The organism is Marinospirillum sp. (assembly GCF_014859565.1).
The window spans coordinates 24,381-37,008 of record NZ_JACUUA010000005.1 but is presented as its reverse complement, the minus strand read 5'-3'; the positions used below and the strand labels follow the sequence as shown (position 1 = coordinate 37,008).

The window sequence follows — 12,628 nt, the reverse complement described above, 5'->3', positions numbered from 1 at the left end:
GGGCCTCCCTTAGAAGCGGTAGTGTGAAAATGCCTTGTTAGCTTCAGCCATGCGGTGCACATCTTCACGCTTCTTGACAGCTGCACCCTTACCTTCTGCGGCATCCATCATCTCGCCAGCAAGGCGCAGATCCATGGATTTCTCGCCACGCTTGCGTGCAAAATCCACCAGCCAGCGCATGGCCAGTGCTGTACGACGAGAAGGACGTACTTCAACCGGAACCTGATAAGTAGCACCGCCAACGCGGCGGGACTTAACCTCAACCAGCGGCTGAATGCTTTCGAGTGCTTTCTCGAAAAGCTCAATCGGGTCTTTCTTGGTGCGTTCTTCCACTTTGCTCAGTGCGCCATAAACAATGCGCTCGGCAACAGACTTTTTACCACTTTCCATCACGTGGTTGATGAACTTGGCCAGACGATCACTTCCGTATTTGGGATCTGGAAGTATTTCACGTTTCGCCGCAACTCTTCTTCTTGGCATGATAAGCCCTCTAAACGGTCTTCAGGTAACCCCAGGACATCGGCATGAATCAAAACGGCCTGGCCTTACTCTTATCCGACACAGTTAACTGAAAATATTACTTAGGACGCTTGGCGCCATATTTGGAACGGCCCTGACGACGCGCTTGAACACCAGAGGTATCCAGAGCACCGCGTACAGTGTGATAACGCACACCAGGTAAGTCTTTTACACGACCACCGCGAATCAGAACAACCGAGTGCTCCTGAAGGTTGTGACCTTCACCACCAATGTACGAAGAAACTTCGAAACCATTGGTCAGACGCACACGGCAGACTTTACGCAGTGCCGAGTTAGGTTTTTTAGGGGTAGTCGTGTAAACACGAGTACAAACACCACGCCTTTGTGGGCAAGCCTGAAGCGCAGGAACGTCGCTTTTGGCTACCTTACGTTTGCGTGGCTTGCGAACCAACTGATTAATTGTTGCCATGCAAGCAAACTCCAATGTCTGTTTTGGTGTAAAAACACCGCCACAAGGCAGATTTCTGATAGTACAAAATGGATAGACGCACCTATCCCCTCTTTTGAGGAAGCGCATTCTACGGTCAGAAAGCACAAGAGGTCAAGTAGGAGCAGGCTATTCACCGACTCCTACCGACCCCAGGACTTTAATCTTCGTCCTGATCCATAGCTGACAATTCACTGGTCAGCGCTGCTTCCACTTCACTTGCGCTCGGGCCGCTGAGAACAACCTTCTGGTCTTCACGACGACGCTTGCGCTGTGCATGATAAGTCAAACCAGTACCGGCAGGTATCAGTCGACCAACCACCACGTTTTCTTTCAGGCCGCGCAGATGATCGCGCTTGCCATTCACAGCAGCCTCGGTCAGTACCCGCGTGGTCTCCTGGAAGGATGCAGCAGAAATAAACGACTCAGTTGCCAGCGAAGCCTTGGTGATACCCAGCAACAGACGCTCAAACCGCGCGGCAAACTTGCCCGATTTCAACAACGCTTCGTTTTCTGCCAGCACCTTGAAGTATTCAACCTGTTCACCACCGATAAAGGAAGAATCACCGGACTCAATGATTTCGACCTTACGCAGCATCTGCCGGACAATAACCTCAATGTGTTTATCGTTGATGACAACACCCTGCAGACGGTAAACGTCCTGTACTTCTGTGGTAATGTATTTTGCCAGCTCACTGACACCCAACAAACGCAGGATATCGTGTGGGCTAGGCGGGCCATCGGAGATGACTTCACCACGCTGAACCGTTTCACCTTCAAAGACGTTGATTTTACGCCATTTCGGGATCAACAATTCAAACGGATCACCACCATCATTCGGGGTGATAATAATGCGCTGCTTGCCTTTGGTTTCTTTGCCCAGCGACACAGTGCCATCAAATTCAGCCAGAATCGCCGGTTCTTTTGGACGACGCGCTTCAAACAAGTCAGCCACACGTGGCAGACCACCTGTGATGTCGCGGTTACCACTGCTTTCCTGTGGAATACGCGCAATAATCTGACCGACGGCAACTGCTGCCCCATCTTCAATGGTCACTACCGCCTTACCGGGCAGAATATACTGCACCGGTGTCTGGCTGCCCGGCAGAGTAATTTCTTTACCGTTGGCATCCAGCAGCAGCATCATTGGACGTTTGTCCTTACCTGCTGCAGGACGGTGCTGAGTTTCGATGATTTCAATCGATGACAGACCGGTCAGATCATCAATATTACGGTTAATGGTGATGCCATCTTCCATATCCGTGAACTGCACTCGACCCGCGACTTCAGCAACAATCGGGTGAGTGTGTGGATCCCACTTAGCCACCATCTGCCCTGCTTCAACCTGTGAGCCATCCGCCACACTGACTTCAGCACCATAAGGCAGTTTGTAGTATTCGCGTTCACGACCCTGGGAGTCAGCAACAGCCATTGCACCGGAACGGGATACCGCCACCAGCTTGCCATCCGCACGGTTCACAAACTTGATGTTGTGGAAACGTACTTTACCCCCGTGCTTGACCTGTACACTGTCCGTGGCGGAAGCACGGGATGCCGCACCACCGATGTGGAAGGTACGCATGGTCAGCTGAGTACCTGGCTCACCAATCGACTGGGCTGCAATAACACCAACAGCTTCACCAACGTTGACCTGATGGCCACGCGCTAGATCACGACCATAACACTTGGAGCAAACGCCAAAACGGGTCTCACAGGTAATCGCGGAACGAACAACAATTTCATCCACACCCAGAGCATCCAGACGATCACACCATTTTTCGTCCAGCAGGGTGCCTTTGTTGATGACCACTTCACCGGTTTCGGCATTCAGCACGTCACGGGCAACCACCCGACCCAGTACACGCTGGGACAGAGGTACAATGATGTCACCGCCTTCAATGACGGGGTGCATCACCAGACCTTCTTCGGTGCCACAATCCAGTTCAGTAACCACCAGATCCTGCGCCACATCCACCAGACGACGAGTCAGGTAACCGGAGTTGGCTGTTTTTAATGCCGTATCCGCCAGACCTTTACGAGCACCGTGAGTGGAGATGAAGTACTGGAGTACGTTCAGACCTTCACGGAAGTTGGCCACAATCGGTGTTTCAATGATCGAACCATCGGGCTTGGCCATCAGACCACGCATACCGGCCAGCTGACGAATCTGGGCAGCAGAACCACGAGCGCCCGAGTCGGCCATAATGAACACGCTGTTAAAGGAGTCCTGCTCGTGCTCAACACCCTTGCTGTCCACCGCCGTTTCTTTGGAGATACCGGCCATCATTGCCTTCGCCACTTTATCGTTGGCTTTGGACCAGATGTCGATCACCTTGTTGTATTTCTCGCCTTGGGTCACCAGACCGGAAGCAAACTGCTGCTCGATCTGTTTCACTTCGGCTTCGGCTTCGGCCACAATTTTTGCTTTTTCGTCTGGAATAACAAAGTCGTTTACACCGATCGAACAACCGGACCAGGTGGCATAACGGAAACCTGTGTACATCAGTTGGTCAGCAAAAATAACCGTATCCTTCAGACCCACGCGACGATAGGCCTCATTGATCAGACGGGAAATGGCTTTTTTGTTCAGCGCCTTGTTCACCAGCTCAAAAGGCAGACCCTTTGGCATGATGCGTGACAGCAGCGCACGACCAACGGTAGTTTCCGCCATGAATGTACGGGTGTAGGGTTCACCTTCAATTTCTTTCACGGTTTCAGTGATACGTACCTTGATGCGAGCATGAAGGCTAGCACTGCCAGTGGCATATGCACGCTCAGCTTCATCAATACCACTCAGCACCATGTTTTCACCCTTGGCACCAATCTTTTCGCGGGTCATGTAATACAGACCCAGCACCACGTCCTGTGAAGGAACAATGATTGGTTCGCCGTTGGAAGGTGACAACACGTTGTTGGTGGACAGCATCAGTGCACGTGCTTCCAGCTGGGCTTCCAGTGTCAGCGGTACGTGTACAGCCATCTGGTCACCGTCAAAGTCGGCGTTGTAGGCCGCACAGACCAGTGGGTGCAGTTGGATCGCTTTACCCTCGATCAGCACCGGTTCAAAGGCCTGAATACCCAAGCGGTGCAGAGTTGGTGCACGGTTCAGCATCACTGGGTGCTGGCGAATCACTTCAGCCAGGATATCCCAGACTTCTGGCAGTTCGCGCTCAACCATCTTTTTGGCAGCCTTGATGGTGGTCGCCAGACCACGGGCTTCCAGCTTGGCAAAGATGAACGGCTTAAACAGCTCCAGCGCCATTTTTTTCGGCAGACCACACTGATGCAGACGCAGAGTCGGGCCTACGGTAATCACCGAACGTCCAGAGTAATCCACGCGCTTGCCCAGCAGGTTCTGACGGAAACGACCCTGCTTACCTTTGATCATGTCAGCCAGTGACTTCAGCGGACGCTTGTTGCTACCGGTGATGGCGCGACCACGACGGCCGTTATCCAGCAGAGCATCAACCGCTTCCTGCAACATACGTTTTTCGTTGCGCACAATGATATCCGGAGCATTCAGCTCCAGCAGGCGCTTCAGACGGTTGTTACGGTTGATCACCCGGCGATAAAGATCATTCAGGTCAGAGGTGGCAAAACGGCCACCATCCAGTGGTACCAGCGGACGCAGATCCGGCGGTAACACGGGCAGCACCTCCAGCACCATCCAGCCCGGCCGGTTGGCAGAATCACGGAAGGCTTCAAGAATTTTCAGGCGCTTGGTGATTTTTTTCATCTTGGTTTCAGATGAAGTCTGCGGAATCTCTTCACGGATTTTTTCAATTTCATCCGCCAGGTCGATGTCCTGCAGCAGAGCTTGAATAGCCTCGGCACCCATGCGGGCATCAAAGTCATCACCAAACTCTTCCAGCGCATCAAAATACTGCTCGTCATTCAGCAGCTGACCTTTTTCTAACGTGGTCATGCCGGGGTCAATGACTACAAAACTTTCAAAATACAGTACCCGCTCGATATCACGTAGAGTCATGTCCAGCATCAGACCAATACGGGAGGGCAGGGATTTCAGGAACCAGATGTGAGCAACGGGTGAGGCCAGTTCAATGTGACCCATACGCTCACGGCGTACCTTGGCCTGAGTCACCTCAACACCACACTTTTCACAGATGATGCCACGGTGTTTCATGCGCTTGTACTTGCCGCACAGACACTCGTAATCTTTTACCGGGCCAAAAATTTTGGCACAGAACAAACCATCACGCTCTGGCTTGAACGTGCGGTAGTTGATGGTTTCCGGCTTTTTGACTTCACCAAACGACCAGGACCGGATCATATCCGGCGAGGCCAGAGAAATCTTCAGCGATTCAAATTCTTCAGGTTGACCCTGAGTGCGCAATACATTAACCAGGTCTTTCATCAGCCGCAGCTCCCGTTGGAGTGGCAGCGGGCAACAGCCCGCCATGCAATCTCATCCAGCCCCGGAATACCGGGGTCTGCCGGACAGCATGCTGTCCGGCAGTATTACTCAGTATTCCAGGTCGATATCAATCGCCAGAGAACGTATTTCCTTGATCAGTACGTTGAAGGACTCAGGCATGCCTGGTTCCATCCGGTGATTACCATCAACGATGTTTTTATACATCTTGGTACGACCGTTCACGTCATCTGATTTGACTGTCAGCATTTCCTGCAGGGTGTAGGCAGCACCATAAGCTTCCAGCGCCCAGACCTCCATCTCACCAAAACGCTGACCACCAAACTGCGCCTTACCACCCAGCGGCTGCTGGGTGACCAGACTGTAAGAGCCGGTGGAACGTGCGTGCATCTTGTCGTCAACCAGGTGGTTCAGCTTCAGCATGTACATGTAGCCAACCGTTACCGGACGATCAAACTTGTCACCGGTACGGCCATCATACAGGTACATCTGGCCACTACGTGGAAGTCCGGCAAGTTCCAGCATTGCCTTAATCTCTTGCTCTTTGGCACCATCAAAAACCGGTGTTGCCATCGGCACACCATTTTTAAGGTTGCGTGCCAGCTCGATGATTTCGGCATCAGACAAACTATCCAGTTCTTCAACGCGCTTACCACCAGACTGGTTGTAGACCTGTTCAAGGAAACTGCGAATCTCGGTCAGTTGCGTGGAACGCTCCTGCTCAAGCATTTCAGTAATCTTCTCGCCCAGACCTTTTGCTGCCAAGCCAAGGTGAGTTTCCAGAACCTGTCCAACGTTCATACGTGAAGGTACACCCAGCGGGTTCAATACGATATCAACCGGGATACCCTTCTCGTTGTAAGGCATATCCTCAACAGGCATGATCGCAGAGATAACACCCTTGTTACCGTGACGACCAGCCATCTTGTCACCCGGCTGGATACGACGTTTGACGGCAACATACACCTTGACGATTTTTAACACGCCCGGCGCAAGGTCATCACCCTGCTGCAGCTTGCGCTTCTTGTCTTCAAACTTCTCCTCCATGATGGTTTTGCGTTCGTCCAGCTGCACCTGAGCCTGAGCCAGCAGCTCGTTCAGCGCTTCATCCTGCATGCGCAGTTTGAACCACTGCACTGAGGGCAGTTCATCCAGGTAGGTATCAGTAACCTGTGCACCTTTGGACAGCTGCGGGCCACCATTCACCGGCTGACCGCTCAGGGCATTACGCAGACGCGCAAAGGTTGCTTCTTCAGCAATACGGAATTCTTCCTTGAGATCCTTGCGGACTTCATCCAGCTGCATCTGTTCGATGTACTGGGCGCGTTTGTCTTTATCAACACCATCACGGGTGAAGATCTGCACATCAATAACGGTGCCTTTCATACCGGTAGAGACACGCAGTGAAGTGTCTTTCACGTCGGAAGCTTTTTCACCAAAGATGGCGCGCAGCAGTTTTTCTTCCGGAGTCAGCTGGGTTTCACCCTTGGGTGTTACCTTACCGACCAGAATGTCACCGGGGCCTACTTCTGCACCGATGTAAACAATGCCGGATTCATCCAGTTTTGACAGAGCAGACTCACCCACGTTGGGAATATCCGAAGTAATCTCTTCAGAACCCAGTTTGGTATCACGCGCCACACAGGTCAGTTCCTGAATGTGGATCGTGGTGAAACGGTCTTCCTGTACTACCCGCTCAGAAACCAGAATCGAGTCTTCGAAGTTAAAACCGTTCCAGGGCATAAAGGCAATACGCATGTTCTGACCCAGAGCCAGCTCACCCATATCCACTGAAGGCCCATCCGCCAGAATATCACCCTGGCTCACAACATCCCCCGGCTTAACAATTGGGCGCTGGTTGATACAGGTGTTCTGGTTGGAACGGGTGTACTTGGTCAGGTTGTAGATGTCGATACCCGCTTCACCACCCACCAGCTCATCTTCGTTGATGCGTACTACAACACGGGAGGCATCCACGGAATCGACCACACCACCACGCAGGGCAACCGCACAAACACCTGAGTCGCGAGCTACAAAACGCTCCATGCCAGTACCCACCAGCGGCTTGTCAGCTCTAAGTGTTGGTACAGCCTGACGCTGCATGTTGGAGCCCATCAGTGCGCGGTTGGCGTCATCGTGCTCAAGGAAAGGAATCAGTGACGCAGCAACCGAGACTACCTGACGGGGTGACACGTCCATCCGAGTCACCTGTTCAGGGGTTACAAAGGTGGTATCACCCTTGTGGCGCACCTGAACCAGCTCATCAATCAGATTGCCTTTATCGTCCAGCTTCGCAGAAGCCTGAGCGATAACATACTGACCTTCTTCAATGGCTGACAGATAAGTGACTTCGTCAGTCACCTTGCCATCCACAACCGTACGGTAAGGCGTTTCAAGGAAACCGTAGGAGTTGGTGCGAGCATAGGTGGCCAGCGAGTTGATCAGACCAATGTTCGGGCCTTCCGGTGTTTCGATCGGGCAGACACGACCATAATGGGTCGGATGCACGTCACGCACCTCAAAACCTGCACGTTCACGGGTCAGACCACCCGGGCCGAGTGCGGAAACACGACGTTTGTGTGTGACTTCGGACAGCGGATTGTTCTGGTCCATGAACTGTGACAGTTGGCTGGAGCCAAAGAATTCTTTAACAGCTGCCGCAACTGGTTTGGCGTTGATCAGATCCTGAGGCATCAGGCCTTCACTTTCTGCCAGTGACAAGCGCTCTTTAACTGCCCGCTCAACACGCACCAGACCAACACGAAACTGGTTTTCAGCCATTTCACCAACACAACGAATACGGCGGTTACCCAGGTGATCAATATCATCAACCTCACCCTTGCCGTTACGAATGTTCAGCAGCTCACGCATCACATCAATGATGTCATCGTGGGATAACACGCCTTCACCTGTGTCGATGTCCCGACGCAGGCGACGATTGAACTTCATGCGACCAACAGAGGACAGGTCGTAACGATCTTCTGAGAAGAACAGATTGGAAAACAGACTTTCCGCCGCTTCTTTGGTGGGTGGCTCACCAGGACGCATCATGCGGTAAATTTCGACCAGCGCTTCAAGTTGTGAGCGGGTCGGATCAATACGCAGGGTATCCGACATAAATGGACCGCAATCCAGGTCATTGGTGTACAGCGTTTCAAAATGAGTGATTTTTGCGGTAGCCAGCTTGGTCAGAACTTCTTCGTTGATCTCGGTGTTGCATTCCACAATCAGCTCACCGGTAGCTGGGTCAATCATATCCTTGGCAAGCACTTTGCCGTGGATGTATTCAACCGGTACAGCCAGACGCTCAATACCTGCTTTTTCCAGCAGGCGAATATGCTTCTGGGTGATACGACGATCTTTTTCTACCAGTACAGTGCCGTCTTTGTCACAGATCTCGAATGAAGAGGTTTCACCGCGCAGGCGTGATGGAACCAGTTCAATGTAGAATCCGTCTTTATCAACATGGAAGCTGCCAGTATCGAAGAACATACCCAGGATCTGCTCTGCAGAATAACCCAGGGCGCGCAGCAAAATGCTCGCAGGCAGCTTGCGACGACGGTCGATACGCACGTAAACCATGTCCTTGGGATCAAACTCAAAATCCAGCCAGGAACCACGGTAAGGAATAATCCGCGCTGAATAAAGCAGCTTGCCGGAAGAATGCGTTTTGCCCCGGTCGTGATCAAAGAACACACCAGGAGAACGATGCAACTGAGAAACAATAACGCGCTCGGTACCATTAATAACAAAGGTACCGTTTTTGGTCATGAGCGGCATTTCACCCATGTAAACTTCCTGTTCTTTAATGTCCTTGATTGCTTTATTCGGAGAGTCTTTATCATAAATGACCAGACGCACTTTAACCCGCAAAGGGGCAGCAAAAGTGACGCCACGCAGAACACACTCCTTAACATCAAAGGCCGGGGTTCCGAGGCGATAGCTCACATATTCAAGTGCAGCATTGCCCGAGTAGCTCTCGATTGGGAACACGGACTGAAATGCAGCATGCAAGCCAGTTTCAGTACGCGCATCACCTGTTTTATCCTCTTGGAGGAACTGGCGATAGGAGTCCAGCTGTATGGCCAGCAGATAAGGTACGTCCATTACCTGTGGCAGTTTGCTGAAATCCTTGCGGATGCGTTTTTTCTCAGTGTACGAGTAAGCCATCAGTTTTCCCCAGCTTGTTCACCAGAAACCAGACCGCAAGTGGTCACTACACCTTCAAGGGGAGGTGTCCCCCGGCTGTGACCTGCCGCAATATTAATACGGCTCACAGTCAACCCAACTCAGCTTGCTTCAACAGAAAAAGGCCGGCGGTGCACAGGCACCACCAGCCATTCTGCTAAAGCAGCCGTAAGCTGCCATGCAAATTACTTAAGTTCCACCGTCGCGCCGGCTTCTTCAAGCTTGGCCTTGGCAGCATCTGCATCAGCCTTGGAAGCACCTTCCTTAACTGTGGCAGGAGCGCCATCAACCATTGCCTTGGCTTCTTTCAGACCCAGGCCAGTGATTTCACGAACTGCTTTGATCGCGTTTACTTTCTTCTCACCAGCAGAAGTCAGAACAACATCAAATTCAGTTTTTTCTTCAGCCGCTTCGGCAGCGCCTGCAGGACCTGCTACTACAGCGGCAGCTGCAGAAACGCCAAACTTCTCTTCCATTGCGCTGACCAGTTCTACAACTTCCATTACAGTCATTTCAGCAATAGCGTTGAGAATGTCTTCTTTATTAAGTGCCATGTTAACTTTACCTGAGTAAATAGTGAGTTTGATGACTCAGAATTAAATCAAGGAAAGCAGCAATTAAGCTGCTTCCTCCTGCTTCTGGTCGCGCAGGGCTGCAAGGGTACGTACCAGTTTGCCCGCTGCGGCTTCTTTCATGGTAGCCATCAGCTTTGCAATTGCTTCGTCGTAAGTCGGCAGTGTTGCCAGACGGTCGATATCAGCAGCTGGAATCAGCTCGCCCTCGTAAGCCATCGCTTTAACTTCAAATGCCTTCTGACTCTTGGCAAAATCTTTGAACAGACGAGCAGCTGCACCCGGATGTTCCATAGAAAATGCAATCAGAGTCGGACCTGTCAGTGCCTGTTCAAGGCACTCATAGGTGGTGTCTGCAAATGCACGGCGCGCCAGGGTATTACGAACAATACGCATCTGGACACCCGCTTCACGAGCCTGCTTACGCAGCTCGGTCATGGCGCTTACAGTGACACCGCGTGAATCAGCGAGAACTACGGACAGAGCAGCTTTGGCAGCATCGTTGACTTCGCCAACAATGGCCTGTTTGTCTTTGAGACTTAGTGCCACTTTATCTTGCTCCTGTTACGGAAAAGCCTGAGTAACAGACCCTTCCACGGTTTCCAACCCCCCGGATAGTTCCGAGGTCGGTATGATGGTTGGACCGACAATTTCGGCGGTCATCCATCTGCGCAGGCTATTAAGCAATTTTTGATTGCTCCTGCGGTCTTTGACGGGTTACCAGCGAACAAAGCATTCACTGATAACCGCAAAGTTTGTTACAGGGTCAGGCTTGAAATATCAATATTCAGACCAGGACCCATGGTGCTCGACAGGGTCACCTTCTTCATATAAATACCTTTTGAAGAAGATGGCTTGAGCTTTTTCAGATCAGCCAACAACGCTTCGATGTTGCCGCGGATTGCATCAGCAGCAAAATCGATCTTGCCAACACCGGCATGAATAATACCGTTCTTATCAGTACGGAAACGTACCTGACCCGCCTTGGCATTTTTAACTGCGGTGGCAACATCAGGGGTTACAGTACCTACTTTTGGGTTAGGCATCAGGCCACGCGGACCCAGAATCTGACCCAGCATACCTACAACACGCATGGCATCAGGGGCAGCGATAACCACATCAAAATTCATTTCGCCTTTTTTGACCTGCTCAGCCAGATCGTCCATGCCTACCAGATCAGCACCAGCGGCTTTTGCAGCTTCAGCAGCAGCGCCTTGGGCAAATACGGCCACACGCACTGAGTTACCAGTACCGTTAGGCAGAACTGTAGCGCCACGTACAACCTGATCAGATTTACGTGGATCAACACCCAGGTTCACAGCAACTTCAATGGTTTCTTTGAACCTGACTGCGGGCAGACCACTCAACAGAGCAACCGCTTCTTCAATACTGTAAGCTTTGGTTGCATCAACTTGTTCTGCAATCAGCTTTTGACGCTTGGTTAACTTGGCCATTTACACGCCCTCCACATCAATACCCATGCTACGGGCAGTACCAGCGATTGTACGGACAGCAGAATCCATGTCCGCAGCAGTCAAGTCAGGCTGTTTGGTTGTAGCAATTACTTCCAACTGCTCGCGGGTGATTTTGCCAACTTTGTTCTTGTTGGGCACCGCAGAGCCAGACTTCAGTCCCAGAGCTTTTTTCAGCAGGACAGAAGCAGGAGGAGTTTTGGTGATAAAGGTAAAACTGCGGTCACTGTAAACAGTAATTACAACAGGAATCGGCAGGCCAACTTCAATCTCAGAAGTAGCTGCGTTAAACGCTTTACAGAACTCCATGATGTTCACACCGTGCTGACCCAATGCAGGGCCAACGGGTGGACTGGGGTTCGCTTTACCCGCTGCAACTTGCAGCTTGATATACGACTGTACTTTCTTAGCCATGATTCACTCCTGTGGGTTCTAACGCCTTTCGGCTCCCCATTTAGTATTCAACCGGCAAACCGGTCACTGCAAGGCCGGGTAGTTAGTCTTTTTCTACCTGACCAAATTCAAGCTCAACAGGTGTTGGACGACCAAAAATTAACACGGAAACCTGAACGCGGCTCTTTTCGTAGTTAACTTCTTCAACCACACCATTGAAGTCAGCAAAAGGCCCATCCAGAACACGCACAGCCTCACCAGGCTCAAACATCGTGCGAGGACGCGGCTTGTCACTGCCATCCTGTACACGCTGCAGAATGCTATCTGCTTCACGAGCTGTGATTGGCGCAGGCTTTTCAGGCGTACCACCAATAAAGCCAAGCACCTTGGGTGTTTCTTTCACCAGGTGCCAGCTATCATCATTCATTTCCATCTCAACCAGGACATATCCTGGGTAAAATTTACGCTCGCTCTTGCGCTTTTTACCATCGCGCATTTCGACCACTTCTTCAGTGGGAACAAGGATCTGACCAAACAGATCCTCCATCTCCTTGAGCTTTACCCGCTCAAGCAGTGAACGCATGACCTGTTTTTCAAAACCCGAATATGCATGTACAACATACCAGCGCTTGGCCATTTTATG

At 51.5% G+C, this 12,628-nt stretch carries 9 protein-coding genes; all 9 read right to left on the bottom strand.

What is annotated here, in order from left to right; genetic code table 11:
• Window positions 1-9 precede the first annotated feature (9 nt).
• The 9 genes from rpsG to nusG all read right to left on the bottom strand — a co-directional run bounded on the left by rpsG (window position 10) and on the right by nusG (window position 12,622).
• A complete protein-coding gene (rpsG, locus tag IBX50_RS01750) occupies window positions 10-480 on the bottom strand; it encodes a 30S ribosomal protein S7 (RefSeq protein WP_292252847.1) in 471 nt (156 codons plus the stop codon).
• 97 nt (window positions 481-577) lie between these two features.
• Complete coding sequence (rpsL, locus tag IBX50_RS01745; RefSeq protein WP_292252845.1) at window positions 578-949, bottom strand: 30S ribosomal protein S12; 372 nt, start codon at window positions 947-949, stop codon at window positions 578-580.
• A 178-nt stretch (window positions 950-1,127) separates the two neighbouring features.
• On the bottom strand, window positions 1,128-5,342 hold the full coding sequence (rpoC, locus tag IBX50_RS01740; protein WP_292252843.1) for a DNA-directed RNA polymerase subunit beta': 4,215 nt from the start codon (window positions 5,340-5,342) through the stop codon (window positions 1,128-1,130).
• Between the two features lie 108 nt (window positions 5,343-5,450).
• Window positions 5,451-9,530: a DNA-directed RNA polymerase subunit beta gene (gene rpoB / locus IBX50_RS01735; protein WP_292252841.1), complete on the bottom strand. Its 4,080-nt coding sequence runs from the start codon at window positions 9,528-9,530 to the stop codon at window positions 5,451-5,453.
• A 203-nt stretch (window positions 9,531-9,733) separates the two neighbouring features.
• A complete protein-coding gene (rplL, locus tag IBX50_RS01730; protein WP_292252840.1) occupies window positions 9,734-10,102 on the bottom strand; it encodes a 50S ribosomal protein L7/L12 in 369 nt (122 codons plus the stop codon).
• A 63-nt stretch (window positions 10,103-10,165) separates the two neighbouring features.
• Window positions 10,166-10,669 (bottom strand): 50S ribosomal protein L10, encoded by a 504-nt coding sequence (gene rplJ, locus IBX50_RS01725; RefSeq protein ID WP_292252839.1) that lies wholly within the window; start codon window positions 10,667-10,669, stop codon window positions 10,166-10,168.
• A gap of 209 nt (window positions 10,670-10,878) precedes the next feature.
• Window positions 10,879-11,574, bottom strand: coding sequence for a 50S ribosomal protein L1 (gene rplA / locus IBX50_RS01720; protein WP_292252838.1), 696 nt, complete (start codon window positions 11,572-11,574; stop codon window positions 10,879-10,881).
• Window positions 11,575-12,006, bottom strand: coding sequence for a 50S ribosomal protein L11 (gene rplK / locus IBX50_RS01715; RefSeq protein WP_292252837.1), 432 nt, complete (start codon window positions 12,004-12,006; stop codon window positions 11,575-11,577).
• 82 nt (window positions 12,007-12,088) lie between these two features.
• On the bottom strand, window positions 12,089-12,622 hold the full coding sequence (gene nusG, locus IBX50_RS01710) for a transcription termination/antitermination protein NusG (protein WP_292252835.1): 534 nt from the start codon (window positions 12,620-12,622) through the stop codon (window positions 12,089-12,091).
• Window positions 12,623-12,628: the final 6 nt, after the last annotated feature.